Source organism: Streptomyces sp. NPDC001750, assembly GCF_042892615.1.
Lineage (GTDB): Bacteria > Actinomycetota > Actinomycetes > Streptomycetales > Streptomycetaceae > Streptomyces.
Genome location: NZ_JBIAUE010000040.1, coordinates 19,901 through 38,088, shown reverse-complemented (window position 1 = coordinate 38,088; position 18,188 = coordinate 19,901). Strand labels below are relative to the sequence as shown.

The 18,188-nt window shown below is 73.7% G+C and carries 12 protein-coding genes; 4 read left to right on the top strand and 8 right to left on the bottom strand.

Features of this window, described 5'->3' with window-relative positions; genetic code table 11:
- Positions 1 to 15 precede the first annotated feature (15 nt).
- Together ACFYY6_RS35010 and ACFYY6_RS35005 are read right to left on the bottom strand one after the other, a co-directional pair.
- Positions 16 to 1,128: a radical SAM protein gene (locus tag ACFYY6_RS35010; RefSeq protein ID WP_351520380.1), complete on the bottom strand. Its 1,113-nt coding sequence runs from the start codon at positions 1,126 to 1,128 to the stop codon at positions 16 to 18.
- Between the two features lie 15 nt (positions 1,129 to 1,143).
- Entirely contained in the window at positions 1,144 to 1,863 is a 720-nt protein-coding gene (locus ACFYY6_RS35005; RefSeq protein WP_199883302.1) for a Phenylacetic acid catabolic protein, read from the bottom strand.
- Between the two features lie 356 nt (positions 1,864 to 2,219).
- Here ACFYY6_RS35005 and ACFYY6_RS35000 point away from each other — a divergent pair, with 356 nt between their 5' ends.
- Complete coding sequence (locus tag ACFYY6_RS35000) at positions 2,220 to 4,013, top strand: beta-ketoacyl synthase N-terminal-like domain-containing protein (RefSeq protein ID WP_351633619.1); 1,794 nt, start codon at positions 2,220 to 2,222, stop codon at positions 4,011 to 4,013.
- A gap of 201 nt (positions 4,014 to 4,214) precedes the next feature.
- Here the strand turns inward: ACFYY6_RS35000 and ACFYY6_RS34995 are convergent, their stop codons facing one another.
- Genes ACFYY6_RS34995 through ACFYY6_RS34970 form a run of 6 tightly spaced genes read right to left on the bottom strand, consistent with a single transcriptional unit; the run spans position 4,215 to position 14,306 of the window.
- A complete protein-coding gene (locus ACFYY6_RS34995) occupies positions 4,215 to 4,646 on the bottom strand; it encodes a PaaI family thioesterase (protein WP_351520378.1) in 432 nt (143 codons plus the stop codon).
- On the bottom strand, positions 4,639 to 10,725 hold the full coding sequence (locus tag ACFYY6_RS34990; protein ID WP_389197298.1) for an SDR family NAD(P)-dependent oxidoreductase: 6,087 nt from the start codon (positions 10,723 to 10,725) through the stop codon (positions 4,639 to 4,641). Before ACFYY6_RS34990 ends, ACFYY6_RS34995 begins: the two co-directional genes overlap by 8 nt.
- Positions 10,715 to 12,190 (bottom strand): FecCD family ABC transporter permease, encoded by a 1,476-nt coding sequence (locus tag ACFYY6_RS34985; protein WP_389197296.1) that lies wholly within the window; start codon positions 12,188 to 12,190, stop codon positions 10,715 to 10,717. The genes ACFYY6_RS34990 and ACFYY6_RS34985 overlap by 11 nt, the downstream gene beginning before the upstream one ends.
- On the bottom strand, positions 12,187 to 13,221 hold the full coding sequence (locus ACFYY6_RS34980) for a FecCD family ABC transporter permease (protein WP_389197294.1): 1,035 nt from the start codon (positions 13,219 to 13,221) through the stop codon (positions 12,187 to 12,189). The genes ACFYY6_RS34985 and ACFYY6_RS34980 overlap by 4 nt, the downstream gene beginning before the upstream one ends.
- A 3-nt stretch (positions 13,222 to 13,224) precedes the next feature.
- A complete protein-coding gene (locus ACFYY6_RS34975; RefSeq protein ID WP_351520370.1) occupies positions 13,225 to 13,659 on the bottom strand; it encodes a hypothetical protein in 435 nt (144 codons plus the stop codon).
- Positions 13,626 to 14,306, bottom strand: a complete 681-nt coding sequence (locus ACFYY6_RS34970) for an ABC transporter substrate-binding protein (RefSeq protein WP_389197292.1) — start codon at positions 14,304 to 14,306, stop codon at positions 13,626 to 13,628. Before ACFYY6_RS34970 ends, ACFYY6_RS34975 begins: the two co-directional genes overlap by 34 nt.
- Before the next feature lie 108 nt (positions 14,307 to 14,414).
- On the opposite strand from ACFYY6_RS34970, the gene ACFYY6_RS34965 reads away from it, so the two are divergent.
- Genes ACFYY6_RS34965 through ACFYY6_RS34955 form a run of 3 tightly spaced genes read left to right on the top strand, consistent with a single transcriptional unit; the run spans position 14,415 to position 18,163 of the window.
- On the top strand, positions 14,415 to 16,088 hold the full coding sequence (locus ACFYY6_RS34965) for an ATP-binding cassette domain-containing protein (RefSeq protein WP_389197290.1): 1,674 nt from the start codon (positions 14,415 to 14,417) through the stop codon (positions 16,086 to 16,088).
- The gene (locus tag ACFYY6_RS34960) at positions 16,085 to 17,755 is read left to right on the top strand and encodes an ATP-binding cassette domain-containing protein (RefSeq protein WP_386609781.1); all 1,671 of its coding nucleotides are present in this window, start codon (positions 16,085 to 16,087) and stop codon (positions 17,753 to 17,755) included. Before ACFYY6_RS34965 ends, ACFYY6_RS34960 begins: the two co-directional genes overlap by 4 nt.
- Before the next feature lie 6 nt (positions 17,756 to 17,761).
- Positions 17,762 to 18,163, top strand: coding sequence for a hypothetical protein (locus ACFYY6_RS34955; RefSeq protein ID WP_389197288.1), 402 nt, complete (start codon positions 17,762 to 17,764; stop codon positions 18,161 to 18,163).
- The last annotated feature ends 25 nt before the right edge of the window (positions 18,164 to 18,188 follow it).

Below are 18,188 nucleotides of genomic sequence, written 5' to 3'. Positions count from 1 at the left end.
TCAAAGGGCTCGGGTTCAGCGGCTGAAGTTCGGTGACTGGTGCTGCGCCCAGTACCACTGGCGCCAGTAGCTCTCGGCCAGGTCCATCCAGGTCTCCAGGCGCCGCTCGCTGTCGAGGAACCAGTTCAGACCGACCATCAGCCAGCTGTAGACGGCCTGGCTGTCGCGGCAGCCGCCGCAGTCGCCGGAGGTGCAGCAGAACTGCAGCGTCTCGTAGTCGGCGCCGTAGACGGCGAAACCGTCCAGCACCGGGTTGCCGTTGTTCACCCGCTGCTCGTGCTCGGGCATCTCGACGCTGATGCTGGGGCAGACGTCGTAGCCGAACCGTCCGCCCCAGTGTCCGCGCCCGGTGATCAGGGCCTCGATGAAGTACGGGTGGCTGACCACGGTGTCCGGGTACAGCTCCTTGACCCGCAGCGCCTCGGCGAGGGTGCGCTTCTCGTTCTCGATCCGCAGCGGATGGTCGGAGCCGTGCTCGCTGTAGAAGTTGAACGTCACCTGGTTGCCGTTGTCGCGGATCGCCCGCACCGTCGGCTCGACGTACGGGAGCCCCTCCTCCGACAGGGCGAAGACGAAGGTGACGCGCGGGTCCTCGCGGTAGTGCCCGAGCGCCTTCTCGAACAGCCCCGTGAACGAGGAGCCGTTCGGGCGGTGCGCGCGCAGCGCGTCGTCGAGCGGCCCGCCGCCGAACAGGCTGATGCCGACGGCGACGTTCTCGAACCCGTCGCGCGGCAGCGGGCGCAGGCCGTTGGTGGAGAGGGTGATGTAGGGCAGCGTCTCCACGAACGGGCGGACCCGGTCGAGGACGATGGTCGGCTCGCCGCCGATGAGGGTGGCCTGGGTGACGCCGTCCGCCGCCAGTTTCTCGGCGAACGCCCGGATCCGGCCGGGATCCGAGACCTCCTTCACCGCGGTGTCGAAACCGCCCTCGAAGTACCAGCAGCCCTTGCAGCGGATGTTGCAGGCCGTGGTGAGGTGGACCTCGCAGCCGCGCACCCGGACGCCCATGCCGCGCAGGGTCTTCAGCCGGGCGGCCAGGTCGGGACGGTCGGCCAGCAGTCCGCGCAGCCGGGCCTTGGCCTCGGCCCGGGAGGGCGGACGTGGGGTGATGAGCACGGGTATGGCCATGACTGCCTCCGCGGCTTATTCGGGGACGCGCAGGCCCAGGTTGGTGACGCGCGGAGCGACCTTCTCGCGCCACAGTGCGACGGCCTCGCCGTTGGTGGTCCTGCGCAGGCCGTAGCGCACGGCCTGCCGGGAGCGCTTGGTGTTGGCGCTGCCGAAGATCCCGACGAACATCGGCCACAGCCGGTCGAGCGCGGCCTGGAGCTGTTCGCGGCCCTCGTCCGTGGCCGCGAGGTTGCGGCAGACCCGGGCGCCGTGGGCGATGTGGATCTTCTCGTCGAGGACGATCGTGCGCACCGCCTCGGCCCACGGCCGGTAGCTGCTCTCGGCGAACTCGCGGAGCATCACCATCGCGGTCTCCTCGCCGATGTACGAGTAGATCCCGCGCTCGGCCCAGGTGGTGCAGGTGTGCATGCGCTCGTCCGCGAACAGCATGCGCTCGGACAGCGGCTGCGTCTCCATGTACGTGGTGTCGACGCCGATGTCCGCGAGAACGCGTTTGCCGATCTTGTAGTGGTCGTACTCCTCGGCGGCCCGTTCCGCGCACACCTGGCGCTCCTCCGAGGACGGCGCGAGCGGCAGGAACATCAGCGCGTAGTCGTCGCCGCCGGACAGTTCGCCCTCGGTGTTGATGGTGATCTGGCTGATCAGCATCTTCTGGTAGTCGCGGGGCATCCGGTGGAACTCCTCCGGCGTGCGCACCACGACTTCTTCGTCGTCCAGTACCGCGAACGTCATCGGCGACCTCACCTTCTCACGGACGAACAGAGCAGGACGAGAAGCGGAGGGAGCGCGGCGCACGCGCCGGGGACCGGTCCCGCCCCCGACGTGCGGCCCGGACCCCCGTACCCGCGGAGCGACACCTTGTCACACCGAGGACGGGCAGCACCAGGCTTCGCCGCCCACCCGTTGTTCTTCGCCAACAGATGTCCATTGCAAGGGAGTTGAGTGATCCATCCGTATGCGCGGGAAGTCGATCGGATGGAATGTGTATCGACACGCCCTTTGCAATTCAGGTAGTTGATGACCAAAGAATCTCAAATTCCTTTGCGGTGAGGGGTGATCACGCGATCGAACTGTTAACCTCACCGGCGATGTCATCGACTTCGGACACCGCCACCGCCGCCGGTCCGCTGCGCCGGGCCATGGAGACGATCAGGTCGCTGCGCGCGGAGCTGGACGCCGCCCGCGGCACGCGGCGCATCGCCGTCGTGGGCACCGGACTGCGCGCGCCCGGCGGCATCGGCGACCGTGAGACGTACTGGCGGGCCCTGGCCGAGGGGCGCGACCTCACCGGCGAACTCCCCGGGCAGCGACGCGGCGTGTTCGGCACCGCCTGGGACGGGCTGCTGTCCCGCGGCGGATACCTGGAGGACGTGTTCGGCTTCGACGCGAAGTTCTTCGGCATCTCACCCCGCGAGGCGAGGAACCTCGACCCGCAGCACCGCCTGCTGCTCCAGGTGGTCTGGGAGGCGTTCGAGGACGCGGCCATGCCGCCCGCGACCGTCGCGGAGTCCACCGGGGTCTACGTCGGCATCACCGGACAGGACCACCGGCACTGGGCCGAACCCGAACCGAGCGCCTCATGGCTGATCGGCAACGGGCACTGCTTCGCCGCGGGCCGGATCGCCTACACCCTCGGCCTGCGGGGACCGGCGATGGCCATCGACACCGCCTGCTCGTCCTCCCTGGTCGCGGTGCACACGGCGTGCCGCGCCCTGACGGCGGGGGACTGCGATGTGGCCGTGGCCGCCGGCGTGAGCCTCGTCCTCGCGCCGCGCTCCACGGCGGAGATCCAGCGCACCGAGGCCCTGTCGCCGGACGGCCGCTGCCGCCCCTTCGACGCACGGGCCAACGGCTTCGTCCGGGGCGAGGGCTGCGGTGCCGTGGTGCTCAAACGGCTCACCGACGCCGAACGCGACGGGGACCGCGTCCTCGCCGTGATCGAGGGCATCGGCGTCAACCAGGACGGCCGTTCCGCGGGCTTCACCGCCCCGGACGTCACGGCCCAGACCCTGCTCATCACGTCCGTGCTCGACGCCACCGGACTCACCGCCGACGACATCGGCTACCTGGAGGCGCACGGCACCGGAACCCCGCTGGGCGATCCCATCGAACTGGAGGCCGCCCGCACCGCGCTGGGCGGCACCGGCCGCACCTGGTACGTCGGATCGGTGAAGGCGAACATCGGGCACACCGAGGCCGCCGCCGGCGTACTCGGACTCATCAAGGCCCTGCTCTGCCTGGAGAGACGGCACATCCCCCGGCAGGCACGCTTCGAGCGGCTCAACCCGCGGATCGTGCTCGACGGCAGCGGCATGACGGTACCGACCGAGACGGTCCCCTGGGACCCGACGGCCTCGGGGCGGTGCGCCGCGGTCAGTTCCTTCGGCATGAGCGGCACCAACGCCCACGCCGTGCTCTCCCCGGCGGCCACCGCCCTCGCGCCCGCCCCGACCCCGGAGCACCCGTCGGGCCCGGCCCGGGAGAATCCGTCGGATCCGGAGACACGGCCCGTCACGCCCGCCTCCGCCCCCGGCGGACTCCTCGTCTCCGCGCACACCGCGACGGCACTGCGCGCCCTCGCCCTGCGCTACGCCACGGCACTGTCCGGGCCCACCGCCGAGGCCGACTACGCCGCCTTCGCGTACACCGCGACCCACGGCCGCACCCGGCTGCGGTGCGCCGCCTGGATCACGGCGGACAGCGCCGCCGAAGCCCGCGAGGCGCTGACCGCGCTGGGCCGCGGCGCCGACGACCCGCGGCTGCGGACGCTGCACGGGACGGAGACCGTCCCGGCCGGCCCGGCGCCGCGCACCGTGCGCTCGCTGCCGCTCTACCCGTGGGAGGAGACCACCCACTCCATCCGCCCGCTCGGCGGAGCCTGAGAGCCTGTCGGGTGACCTCCGACCGGGCGGCCACGCCCTGGCACGCACGCTTCCGGCGTTGCCGGAATGCCCTGGTAGCTCCTTCCCCAAGCTCTCAAGGAGCAGGGGAGACCCCATCCGAAGACATCCCGGCGCCTTGGAATCGCACGCACCATATCGCGTCCGCTTTCCGGCCGAAGGTCACCCGACAGGCTCTGAGTCTCACGGCGCGCGCCTCCTGCTGCCGGGAAAGGCGAAGTGCAGTGTGGCCAGGGCGACCGGGCGGCCCGGACCGTCCTCCACCCGTGCCGTGAACACGCCCGTCCGGCGCCCGATGCGCTCGGCCCGGACCCGGGCCCGCAGCTCACCCGGCTCCACCGCCTCCAGAAAGCTGATACTGCTCGACGTCAGCGTCGCCGACGGGGTCGCGCCCAGATAGGCGCTGACCGCGACGTACCCGGCCACGTCGGCGAACGCGAAGAGGGCCGGCCCGGACACCGTGCCGCCCGGCCGCACCGGCAGCCGCGACGGACACACGGTGAGGACCAGACCGTCGGCCGACACCTCGACCACGTCCAGTCCCTTCTCGCCCGGCAGATACTCCGCCAGCAGCAGACGCGTCTCCTCGACGCCGAGGACCGGGCAATCACCCATGCGCGGCGGACTCCTCCGTGTCGGACGTGCCGGACGTGTCGAACAGCTCGGACAACGCGGCACCCAGCCGCGCCAGACTGCCGTACTTCCACAACAGCGTCGGACTCAGCCGCAGCCCCAGCGACGCCTCCAGCCGGTTGCGCAGCTCCACCGACATCAGCGAGTCCAGCCCCAGCGACCTCAGCGGCACGTCCCGGGCCAGCTTGTCCCCGTCCACGCGCAGCACGAACGCGGCGTCACGGCGCACCACGTCCTCCACCAGCTCCCTGCGCCGCCGCGCGGGCACGTTCCGCAGCCCCGTGTCGACCACCGCCCGGTCCGCGGCCGCGAGCGACTGCCAGCTGGACTGCGAGGCCGTGGCCGGATACGTCTCCCGCCACCGTTCGGGGTCGAGCGCGGCATACGCGACGACCGCCTCGTCCGTCTCGATGAACCGGCGCAGCGCCCGCCAGCACGCGTCGACGTCGACTCCGCCCAGCCCCCGGTCCGCCAGCCGGTCGCCGCGATCGGCCGACCGCGCCGCGAGCCCGATGCCGGACACCGGACCCCACTGCACGCTCAGCCCGGGCAGCCCGGCCCGGCGCCGCTCCACCGCCAGGGCGTCCAGCGCGCTGTTGGCCGCCGCGTAGGCCGCCTGACCGGCCGTGCCGACGTACGCCGCCGCCGACGAGAACAGCACGAACAGGTCGAGGCCGTCGTCGGCGGTGAGTTCGTGCAGCACCCGGGCACCGTGCGCCTTCGGGCGCAGCACCCGCTCGATCCGGCCGGCGTCGAGACCGAGCAGGGTCGCGTCGTCCAGGACGCCCGCCGCATGGAACACCCCGCGCAGCGGAGGGAACCGCGTACGGAGCTCGTCCAGCACCTCCCGCATGCGCCGCTCGTCGGCCACGTCGGCCGACCACACGCCCACCCGGACCCCGGTGGCCCGCAGTGCCTCGATCCGGCCGGGATCGTCCGGCGCGGACCGTCCGAGGAGCGCGATCGCCCCGGCCCCCGAGGCCGCGAGGAACTCCGCCAGCGACAGGCCCAGCGCGCCGAGACCACCGGTGATCAGATAGGTGCCCCCGGCGCGCAGCCGCCCGTCCGGCAGGGGCTGCGGCCGGACCGGTCCCGACCGGGCCGGAGCGGTGAGCACGACCTTGCCGATGTGCTCGCCGCGCGCCATGGTGCGCACCGCGTCCTCGGCGTCGGCGAAGTCCCGGGCGCGCACCGGCAGGGGCCCGAGCTCGCCCGCCTCCACCAGATCCCACACGGTCCTGAGCAGCGACGCGAAACGCTCCGGGCGGCGGCGCAGCAGACCGGCGATGTCGACGGCCGTCACGGAGATCGACTTCTTGAACACTCCGAGGCCGACGGAGGTCCCGGCGTGGATGTCCCGCTTGCCGACCTCCACGAAGCGGCCGTCCTCGGCCAGCACCTCCATGCCGAGGGGCAGGGCGGCGCCGGACAGGGAGTTGAGCACCACGTCCACCCCCCGCCCGCCCGTAACCTCCCGCACCCGCGCGGCCCAGTCGAGACCGCGCGAGTCGAAGACGTGCGCCACACCCATGTCCCGCAGACGGCGGCGCTTGTCCTCGGTACCGGCCGTGGCGATCACCGTCGCGCCCGCCCGCCGAGCGACCTGCAGCGCGGCCAGACCGAGACCCCCGGTGGCGGAATGCACGAGCACCGTCTCCCCGGGCCCGGTCCTCGCCACCTCGACGATCGCGTAGTGGGCGGTGACCAGCACCATGGGCAGGGCCGCCGCCTCGACGGCGCTCAGCGCGGCGGGCACCGGCACGACATGCCGGGCGTCGACGGTGACATGGCTGGCGAGCGTCCCGAAACCACAGGCGACCACCCGGTCCCCGACGGCGGTCCCCGTCACCCCGGGTCCGACGGCGGTCACCTCGCCCGCGCAGTCCAGCCCCAGGAGTTCGCGGTCCGCCGAATCGTCCGGGTAGACGCCCATGGCCTTCATCACGTCGATGAAGTTCAGCGACGCCGCGTCGACGGCGACCTCCACCCGCCCCTCGCCGGGTGCCGACCGGTCCAGCGGCCACCGGCACAGCGAGTCGAGAGCGCCCGGCCGTGCGATCCCCTGCCGGAACGGCTGCCCGGCCCCACCGGTGCGCCACGGCGCGGGCGTACGGGGGGAGCCGCCCCGCACCCGCTGCCCGACCAGGCGTTCACCACCGCGCAGGACCACCCGGTCCTCGGCGGCCGACAGTTCGTCCACCAGCTCGGCCGAGAACGTGTCCGTCTCGATGAGCCGCGCGTCGAACTGCGGGTACTCCGCCTGCACCACGGCCACGAAACCCGCGTACAACCCGGCGGACTCCGTGCCCTCCCGGACCACCACCGCCAGTCCCGCCGAGGGGTTCTCGTCCAGGCAGCGGCGGATCAGCTCCGTCAGCTCCACCAGGCCCGCCCATCCCCGCTCGGGCGCGACGAAGACCACGGTGTCCGCCCCGCCGAGGTCCTCCGGACCGAGCGCGTCCCGCAGCGCCTCCGCCATCGCGCCCGCCCGCCCCCGGACGACGACACGACCGGCCGGACCCGTACGACCCGCCGCACCGGCCGGACCCGCGGAACCCGCCGCGTTCCCCGCACCGGCCGGATCGTTCCCCTCGTGATGCGGGGCCCGCCGCGCACGGGGCTCGAAGACCATCCGGTACACGTGGCGGCCGATGTCGTCCCGCTCCCCGCCGCCGCCCGGTACCTCGGCCAGCACCACCCCCGTCAGCCGGCCCACCGGCTCACGGTCGTCGTCGAACACCGCGAGGTCGAAACCGTTCCGGTCCGCCGTGCGCGCCGCGTGCACCCACAACCGCCGCGCACCGGTCACGGTCATCGCCGCGCACTCCACGGCGACCGGCACCGACGGCCCCTCGCCCAGGGCGAGAGCGGCCTGCAGAACGCCGTCCCACAGCACCGGATGGAGCGCCCCCGCCATGTCCCCGGACCGGCTCCCGGGCGGCAGCTCCAGCCGGACCAGGGCCTCGTCCCCGGCGAGGTGCCCGCCGGTCACCGACCGGAACGCCGCACCGTACGGAAGGTTCCGCCGCGCACAGTCCCGGTAGAAGCCGTCCGCGTCCAGGTCCTTCCCGTCGAGCAGGTGGTCCGGGAACGCGCCGGAGGACACCGGGGCACCCCAGGACGCCACCGCGCGGAAATGCCGCGTCCATCCGCCCTCGCCGTCCTCCTCGCCCCCGGTGCGCGAGGCGACGGACACCACACCGGCCGGGCCCGCACCCGGACGCCAGGTCACGGCGAGCCTCGACGGTTCCTCACCGACCGCCAGCGCCGTCGGCAGAGCGATGTCGCGCAGCACGAGCGGGCCGTCGCCACGCCCGCGCAACGAGTGCTGCGCCAGGGCGAGATGGCCGCCCGCCGGGAAGACGGCCGTGTCGTGCACCCGGTGATCGGCCAGCCACGGGTGCGCCCCGACGGACACCTCGACGGAGTCCTCCCACACCCCCGCCGCCGTCGACGGCGCCGGAGACACCGCCAGCCGGCCGCCCGTACCCGTCGCCGCCCGGCCGTGCCGGGGCGCGACCCAGTGGCGCTCGCGGCGGAACGGGTACGGCGGCACGGCCACCGGGGGACGCCGCGGCGGACGCGGACCCCGCGCGTCCAGACCGGAGACGTACGCCTCGCCGAAGGCCCGGTACAGATCCCGGTGCGTGCCCTCGCCGCGGCGCAACGTGCCCAGCACGACGGGCGGTTCGCCGCGTTCCTCACCGATCTGGCGCAGCGCGGTGCCCAGGCCGGGATGCGGACTGACCTCGACCAGATGCGTCACCCCGTCGTCCAGCAGCAGCCCCACCGCCTCGGCGAAGCGCACCCGGCCGCGCAGGTTCGCCGCCCAGTACCCGGCGTCCATCTCCGTGCCGTCGAGCCGCCGCAGATCCACCGTGGACAGCAGGGGAGTGTGCCCGCCGCGCGGGGCCACCGGTGCCAGCGCCTCCCGGATCGCCGGCACGATGGCGTCGATCTGCGGGCTGTGCGACCCGTAGTCGACGTCCACCAGACGGCAGAACACGTCATCGGCGCCGAGTATCTCCTGGAGCAGCAGCACCGAGTCCTCGTCACCGGACAGCACACAGGACCGCGGCCCGTTGTGCACGGCCAGCTCGACCAGCCCCTCGAAGCCCTCCAGCGCCTTCGCCGCGCGCTCCGGACCGAGGTCGACGGCCAGCATCCGGCCGCGCCCGGCGACCCGGCGGAGGATCGCACTGCGCCTGCTCACCACCAGGGCGGCGTCCTCCAGCGACAGCGCACCGGCCACCGCCGCGGCCGCGATCTCACCCTGGCTGTGGCCCACCACCACGTCCGGTGTCACACCGGCGTCCGCCCACGCCGCCGCGAGCGACACCGACATGGCCCACGACGCGGGCTGCACCTGCTCCACCCCGGACGGCACCACCCGGCCCGTGACGAGGTCGCGCACGTCCCACGGGACGTGCCGCAACAGGGCCCGGGCACACCGGTCCATGGCGTCGGTGAAGGCCGCGTCGTGCCCGTACAGGCCCGCGCCCATGCCCGTCCACTGCGCGCCCTGCCCGGGAAAGAGCAGGGCGACCCCGCCGACCTCCCGGGCCCGTCCGGACACCGTCCCGGCCGGCTCGGGGCCGATCAGCGCCCGCCGCTCCGGGAAGTGGTCCCGGTGCCAGGCCAGGGTCCGTGCCACCTCCCGGACGCAGGCACCCTTGTCGACCAGCTCACGTATGTCCGTGGCGCGTTGTTCCAGCGCCTCGGCGGAGTGCGCGCTCAGCGGCAGCAGGAACGGGGCGCCGGAGCCGGAGCCGGACTCGGACTCGGAGGAGTCGGCGGCTCCGGGCGGTCCGGTCAGGACGACGTGCGCGTTCGTCCCGCCCCAGCCGAACGAGTTGACACCGATGTGGCTGCCCGGCACCAGAGCGAGGGGTTCCCGGGCGACGGCCAGGTTCAGCCCGTCGAAGTCGATGTCCGGACTGAGCTCCTCGGCGTGCAGACTCGGTGGCACGACACCGTGCTCCAGGGCGAGCACCGACTTGACGATCCCGGCCAGCCCCGCCGCCGGTTCGAGGTGGCCGATGTTGGTCTTCACCGAGCCGATGTACAGCCGGCGCCCGTCCACGGCCCGGCCCAGCACCTCGCCGAGCGCCCCGGCCTCGGCGCTGTCGCCGCGCACGGTCCCGGTGCCGTGCGCCTCGACGTACGCGAGCCTTTCCACCGGAACGGTGCCCGCCCCGTACACCCGCCGCAGCAGATCCCGCTGGGCGGCCGGGTTCGGAGTGACGAGGCTGTCCCCGCCGCCGTCGTTGTTCACGGCACTGGCCACCACCACCGCGCGCACCCGGTCGCCGTCGCGCAACGCATTGCGCAGGGGCTTGAGATACACGACGACGACACCCTCGCCGCGCACGAACCCGTCCGCCCCGGCGCCGAAGGCATGGCAGCGCCCGGTGGGCGAGAGCCCGCCGAAGTGGGTGAGCCCCACCGTCACCTCGGGTGTCAGCATCAGGTTCGCCCCGCCCACCAGCGCCGCGTCGACCTCGCCGTGACGCAGCGCCTGACACGCCTGGTGCAGGGCGACCAGGGATGACGAGCAACTGCTCTCGATGGTCAGGCTGGGCCCGGTCAGGCCGAGCACGTAGGAGATCCGGGACGAGACGATGTCGAGCGAGTTGCCGACGATGCTGTGCTGCGTGGCCCCCGCGCCCGCGTCCTTGCGCAGCAGCTCGTAGTCGTGCCACAGCCCGCCGACGTACACCCCGGTGCGCGATCCGCGCAGCGAGCCGGCCGCCTCACCGGCGTCCTCCAGGGCCCGCCAGACGGTCTCCAGCATCAACCGCTGCTGCGGGTCGAGGACTTCCGCCTCACGGGGCGAGATGCCGAAGAACTCCGCGTCGAACAGGTCGACGCCGTCGATGAACCCCCCGACCGACTGGATCTCGCGCGTCGGATCGAGCACGTCCCCGGCGTCCCACCGCTCCGGCGGTACCGGTCCGATGGCGTCACCGCCGTCGATCAGCAGCTCCCACAGAGCGTCCGTGTCCGGCGCCTGCGGGAACCGTCCCGCCATGCCGACGATCGCGACCAGATCAGACCCCACGCCGTGCAACAGCCCTCCCCAAGTGGCCCTGCCGCCCCAACGGCCCCCCATACTGATCCGCCCCACCGCTCTTGTCGACCCCCGCGTCCGGGCGCACCGACGAGCGCGGTCGGACCGGCCTCGCCCCGCCCGGACCCCACGGCGTGCTCATCCCCGTCGTGGCCACCGCCGCCACGGCCGGCCCGACCACCGGACCTCGCGGACACGCATGCCGAACCGCACCTGGACGAAGAACCGGCGCCCCTCCAGGCGCAGTTGATCCATACGAACGACGCCCGTCGGCGGACACTCGGACGCGCTCGGCACCAGGTACTTCAAACGCACCCCGCCCAAGGGGGAGGACGGTCGTCCGGCCCCCGGTGGACGAAGCGACCTCCGAGGCCATGACGGATCTCCTGGCGGCGTTCGCGAGCGTCTCCGGGACCCGGCACGGGTGCCAGGTCTCCTGACGGGCACCGGTGAGTGACGGTGCGTCAGCGTGTGGTCGGCCGCGCCGTACGTGCGCGGCGGGCGGCCCGGTACGCCTCGACCGGTCGGCGGAGCATCCGGCGGCCGGCCGCCACTCCTCGCCGAACGAGGTGAAGGGGAACCAACGGCCGTCCGGCCCCGGGCGGAGCTGGACACCGGCGGTGGTGTCGGTGAGGGCGCCGTCGACGACGTCGATGCCGCCGAGGGACAGCGCCCGGGACGCGCGGACGGCGTCCCGGGCCCGTTCCAGGACGGCGTCCGGGACCGGGGTCGGGGCCAGGGCGGCATGGGCCCCGGCCGGGCCGCCGTGCCGGTATCCGATCATCGACGTGCGCAGCGCGGCCTCGTCCAGGGCCGGAAGGGCCTGTTCCCAGCCGAGCGCGTCGAGGCTGCCCGCGGTCCAGTGGGTGGCGCGGGCGGCGACGGACGTGTCGGCGCCGTACATCAGCCAGGTGTTGACCGAGGTGAGGACCGCGTTCACGGCGATGCCGGTGACGACGAACCGGTTGGTGGCCATGGAGCGCCGACCGCCGAGCGCGTACACGAGAGCGGCCGTGGCGAGGCCGCCGACGAGGGCGCCGAGCGCGGTCCGGGCGTATCCGGCGGCGCCGGTGAGCAGGACGGCGAGGGCGCCGGTCGGCGCACCGGTGTTGAAGCCGATCACGTCGGAGCTGCCGAGCGGGTTGCGGGTCAGGGTCTGGAAGACCGCCCCGGACAGCCCGAGGGCCGCTCCGAGGACCAGGGCGAGGAGCGCGTGGGGCAGGCGCCAGGTGAGGACGACCGTGGTGGTCGGCCGGTCCGCCCGCCCGCCGAGGGCGCGTACGACATCGGCTACGGGAACGGTGATGTCGCCCGCCCCGAGGGAGGCGAGCAGTACGGCTGCCGCCAGGGCGGTCAGGGTCACCGTGGTGGCGATCGCCCGTCGCCGGTGTGCGCGACGCCGGGCGCCGGAGACGGGGTCGGGTGCGGGGGCGGTGGTGGTCGTGGGGCCGGTCACCGGCTCCGCCTCCTCTCGGAGCGCAGCAGCAGGATGAGCAGAGGCGCCCCGAGGAAGGCGGTGACGACCCCGACGGGGAGTTCGCCCGGCCGCACCACGAGCCGGGCCGTCACGTCGGCGGTGAGCAGCAGGACGGGACCCGCGATCAGCGCGCCCGGCAGCATCCGCCGGGTGCCGGGACCGACGAGCGGGCGCAGCAGGTGAGGGACCATCAGTCCGAGGAACGACAGGGGACCGGCCAGCGCCGTGGCCGAGCCCGCGAGCAGGGTGATCGCGACGACGGCGACGGCCCGGGTGAGGTGGGTGCGGGTACCGAGGCCCGTGGCCAGGTCCTCGCCCATCGCCGTCAGGTCCAGGCCCTTGGCGACCGTCCGCGCGGCGAGGAGCCCGGCGGCGACGAAGAGCGCGAGGAAGGCGGTGGCGTCGGGCGGGATTCCGTTGAGCGTGCCGGCGCTCCAGGTGCGCATCGTGTCCAGGCTCTCGGGGTCGAGCAGGGTCAGGGCGGCCTGGATCCCGGAGAAGACGGCACCGAGCGCGACTCCGACGAGGACCAGTCGGCCGGGGTGGCGGTTGCCGGTGGCCGCCACGGTGACGACGATCAGCGCGGTCACGGCGGCGGCCCCGGCGAAGGCGGACCAGACGGTGCCGGTGACCCCGGTGGTCCCGGTCAGGGTGACGCCGAGGGTGACGGCGAAGCCCGAGCCGCTGTTGACGCCGAGCAGTCCGGGGTCGCCGAGCGGGTTGCGGGTCACCGCCTGGATCAGGACACCGGCCGCGCCGAGCGCGGCCCCGGCGACGAGCCCCGCGGCCGTGCGCGGTATCCGTACCTCCCGTACGAGGGTGACGACATCGGCCGGCCCGGTGTGGGCGAGCCCCTGGGCGACCTGATGGACCGTGAGGTTCCGTGAGCTGAGCGCGACGCTGGCGGCGACGACGAGCAGCAGGACGCCGCACCCGGCCCCCGTGAACGCGAGGGGGCGGTACCGGGACCGGGGGCCGCGCGATCCGGCCGCCGGAGAGAGAGCGGTCATGGGTCAGGAGACGGAGGTGAGGGCGGGGCGGAGTTCGTCGATCAGCCAGGGCACGGCGGCGGCGTTCGGGGACTGGAGCGCGGTCGCCGCCTCGATCCCGAGCGGCAGGTACCGGTCGGACTTGAGGATCCGGAGGCGGGATACGACGGGGTCCTTCTCGAACTTCTCCTTGAGCGCGTCGCTCTGGTACGTCATGAAGAGGACGTCGGCCCGGTCGAACAGGGCCGCGCGCTCGTAGCTGACGTCGACGGCGCCCGGGACGGAGCCCCTTCCGCCCAGGTTCGCGACGGCGGGCAGGGGGGTAGGGCCGAGCCGGTTCATGAACCGGGCGGTGGCGTTGGTCTCCTCGGTGACCATCACGGCGAAACCGTCGCGGGCCTGGCCGTACAGGTATGTCTTGCCGGTCAGACCGGGCAGCTCGGACTTGAGGTCCGCCACCGCCCGGTCCGCGGTGTCGAGGATCTTCCGGGCGCCCTTCTCGTCACCGAGGGCGCGCCCGATCCGCAGGTCTCCTCGGTGGTGTCCGCCCCGTAGAGCTGCTTCTCGTACGTGACGACGGGCGCGACGGTGTTCAGGCGCCGGTAGGTGGGCTCGTCGAGGGTGAACGCGGTGCTCGCGAGGATGAGGTCGGGTTCGAGCCCCGCTATCCGTTCCGTGTTGATCTTCATCGGGTCGAGCCAGGTCACGGACTTGTCGAGCGGCTCGGCGTAGGGAAGGTTCTCGTCCTTCGTCTCCCCGCTGACACTGCCGTAGCTCCTGACCGCTCCGACGATGTGCGCGCCCAGGGCACTCGCGACGGCGGTGTCCGCGTAGCCGAGGGTGACGACTCGCCGGGGCGCGGCGGGGACGGTGACGGTGCCCCAGGCATTGGTGAAGGAGACGGGGAAGCTCCCGCTCGTGGTGCTCCTCGCGCCCGGGGCGGAGGAGTTCTCCGAGTTCTGCGGGGCCTGCAGCCGCTCAGGACGACGGTGACGGTGAGCAGCGCACCGAGCGGGAGCGCCCGGCGGCTGGAGGGGCGGTGCATGGTTCTCTCTCTCGCGCAGGGGGACGGTGTCCGCGTCGAAGGCGGGGTGGTCGCCGGGCATCGGCGGGGCCGGGGACCGTGACGTCCCCGGATGTCGTCCCGCGCACCCGTCCCGGATAAGTAAGGGTGACCTTACCTTACGCGTACAATTACGTGTACGGTAAAAGGCATGCTCACTCCTGAGAGGCCCGGCACCTTACGGGCCCTGAACGGCTCGGTCGCGCGTCTCGCCGCCGGGGTAGGCTGCGCGGCACTCGCCGCCGGAGCGGGAACCGCGCTCCTGGTGGCCGTGGTCGAGTTCGTCCGTGCCCCGGCCACCCGCTGGGTGTGGTGGGGCGCCCTCGCCCTCACCGCCGCGGGGGCCCTGAACTCCCTGTCGTCCTGGCTGGCGCACGGAGCGGAGGCCGAGTTCGAGCACCGCCTCCGCCGCGCCCTGGCCGTACACGTCTCCCGGCTGCCCACGCCCGCACTGGCCCGGCTCGGCACGACGGGGCTGCGAGCCCGGCTCGACGGCGACGTCACGGCACTGCACCACGCGGTGGCCCACCTGCCCGGCGAGATCGCGACCATGCTGACCGCCCCGTTCGCCGCGCTCGTCCTGCTGACCGGGTACGCCGGACCGCTCGGGCTCGTCGCGGTCGTGCCCGCCGCCCTGGCCGCGGTGTTCCACCTCGTGGTCATCCCACGGCGGTCACGGCGCTTCGCGGCGGACCGGGGCCGGGTGGTCGCCCGTATTGTCGCGGCGGTCGACGACATGGTCCGCGGCGCGGTGATCACCCGGGTGCACGGCGACGAGTCCGGGGCCTCCGCCCGCTACACCGCCGCGACCCGGGAGTTCGCGCACGGATTCCGGGACTGGGTCGGGCGGGTCGCCACCCCGGCCGCGGTGGCCACCGCGCTGCTCCAGCCGAGCGCGACCCTGGCCGTGGCCTTCTGCGTCGGTCACCGGATGCCGGTCTGGCAGCTCACCGCCGTCTGCGTCTTCGGTCTCGCCGCCCTCGCACCGGTCCTGCGCCTCGGCCACGGCCTCGACCATCTCGGCGCCGCCCGGGACGCGGCCGGGCGCATCGACGCCCTGCTCGCCGAACCCGTACTGCACCCCGGTCCCGCCGAACAGCCCCCGGCCTCCGGGACGGACTCCCCGCCACCACCCCCGACCGGACCCCCCGTCACCTCCATCACCACCGGCACTTCCGTCACTCCCGTTGATGGCGACGCCGCTTCCGCCCCCGCACCGGTCCTCGACGCGGTCACCGTGACGGTGGACGGGCGGCCGGTCCTCGGCCCGCTGGACCTGGTGGTCGTGCCGAACGCGGTAACCGCGGTGACCGGCCCCAGCGGTTCGGGCAAGACCACGCTCCTGCGCCTGCTGAGCCGGGGCACCGACCCCGACGACGGCACGATCAGCCTCGGAGGCACCCCGTACCGGGACCTGCCGCTCGCATCGATGGCACGACGCGTGGCCACCGTCCCCCAGTCCCCCGGAGTCCTTCCCCGCAGCATCCGCCAGAACCTGCTGCTCGCCCGCCCGCACGCCACCGACGAGGAACTGCGGGCCGCGCTGGCGGCGGCGGCCCTGCCCGTTCCGCTCGACGCCCCGGCCGCACCCCTCTCCGGCGGAGAACGCCAACGCCTCGCCCTCGCCCGCGCCCTGCTGACCGGGGCCCCGGTGCTCGTGCTCGACGAACCGACCAGCGCCCTCGACCCCGACACGGCGCGGACCGTCATGAACACCCTGCTCTCCCTGCCCGCCCGCACCGTCGTGCTGGCCACCCACGATCACGGCCTCGCGGCGCGGGCCCACCACCGGATCGTCCTGGAACACGGGGAAGTGATCGCATGAAGTCCGCACTCGGCACCTCGGCCGTGCGGCGCGTACGCGCCGTGGCACTTGCCTGGACCGGTGTCACGGCCCTCGAAGCGGCGGCAGCGACGCTCCTCGCGTCCACGCTCGTACGGGGAACACCCCTGGTCTGGGCGGTGGGCACGGCACTCCTCGTCCTGGGTGCCACCGTTCTGGCCTCCCGCGGCGGCTACCTCGCCGGGGCCGCCGTCGCCACCGATCTGTACCGCCGCCTCGGCCACGCGCTGATCCGGCTGCCGTTCGGCCGGTTCAGCCACGACCACCGCGCACGCGCGAACCGGATCGCGGGCGAGGGCGTCCTCCGGCTGATGGGCATCCCCGCCCACCTCGTGGAACTCGTCGTCCGCGGCACACTGACCCCGCCGCTCGTCGTCCTCGGCCTCGGCATCGTCGTGGGCTGGACCCCGGCCGCCGCCCTGCTGGGCCTCCTCGCGGTCTCGGGCACGGCGCAGACGCTCGCCCAGCGGGCACTCGCGCGTACGGACGCACGCCGTCAGGCCGCCCGCACGTCCTCGGCCGAGGCGCTCCTGGAGTTCTCCGAGCACCAGGAGCTGTACCGGTCCGTGACCGGAACCACCGGAGCGGTACGCCGACTGACGGACGCCTGGAACCACGAGCACGCCGCCCTGCGACGCCTCAACGACGTCAGCGCCCCCGCCACCTTCGTCTCGGCGCTGGCCACGGCCCTGCCCACGGTCGGAATGCTCGCCCTGTGCGTCACCCTCGGCACCACCCCCCACGAGGCGTTCGCCGTGCTGCTGCTGACCCTGCGCGCCACCGCGCCGCTCGACGGACTCGCGCTCCTCGGGGTGACCCTCAGCGACACCCGTGCCGGAATCGACCAGTACGCCTCACTCGTGACCGCACCGCCACTGCCGGAACCGCCCCACCCCCGCCCCCTGCCGGAGGACACCGGTCTTCACATCGACCGCGTCACGCTCGCCCCCGCCCTGCACGAGGTGTCGCTGACCGCCCCGGCCGGATCGACCACCGTCATCACCGGTCCCACCGGCAGCGGCAAGTCCACCCTGCTCCACCTCCTGCTGCGGGGCGACGACCCGGACAACGGCCGCATCACCCTGGGCGGCACCGATCTGCGGGACCTCTCCAGCGCGGACCGGCTCAGCCGCTTCGCCGTGCTTCCCCAGGACCCCACCCTCTTCGACGGGACGATCGCCGACAACATCCGCGTCGGCGACCCGCACGCCGACACCGGCGCGCTGCGCGACGCCGCCCTGCGCGCGGGCCTCGGCGACCTGATCGACGCCCACCCGGACGGGCTGGACCTCCGTACCGGCGCCCGGGGCACCGCACTCTCCGGTGGAGAGGCCCAGCGCGTCGCACTCGCCCGCGCCCTGCTCAGGAACGCCCCCGTCCTACTTCTCGACGAACCCACGTCCGCCCTCGATCCCGCCACCGACGCACTCGTCACGGCCACCGTCAACGGCCTCGACTGCACCCGGGTCATCGTCACCCACCGCGACCCCGCACGCTGGCGACCCGACCAGATCGTCCGCCTCGCCGACGGCGCCGCCACCGTGTCGGGTCCCGGGACCGGGTTCTCCGGCCCGCTCGACGGGCCGGGGCGTCAGGCGGGCCCATGGGAGGCGGCCGTGCGGGAACGGCGTGGCGACGCGCTTCGTTGACGGGGCATGAGCATGAGCGAGGAGGAACACGGGGCGGGCGAACCACCGGTGCTGGCGGGTGTCGAGGACCTCGGTTCCGAGGGACGTTTCCGGCAGGCCCGGGCCACGGGCGGCACCGGAGCCGCCCCGCTGGAGATCTGGCTCGGCGAACCCGTCGTGCTCCAGATCGACTTCGTCCCCGCCCGCGACCACACCGCGGCGCCCGTCCGGATCACGGCGGAGACGTCCACGGGCCCCACACCGCTCGTGGACTCCCTGACGGGCCCGCTGACCGCCGGTGAGCCCACGACTCTCGTGGAATCGCTGCGGTTCGGCGCCCGGCACATCGAATCGCTGCGTTCCGTGCACGTGACCGTCGCAGGGACCGAACTGGCCCTCCGGTTCCCGGCACGGGTTCTCAGGATCTGAGGGGGGAGGGCCGACCGCCCCGACC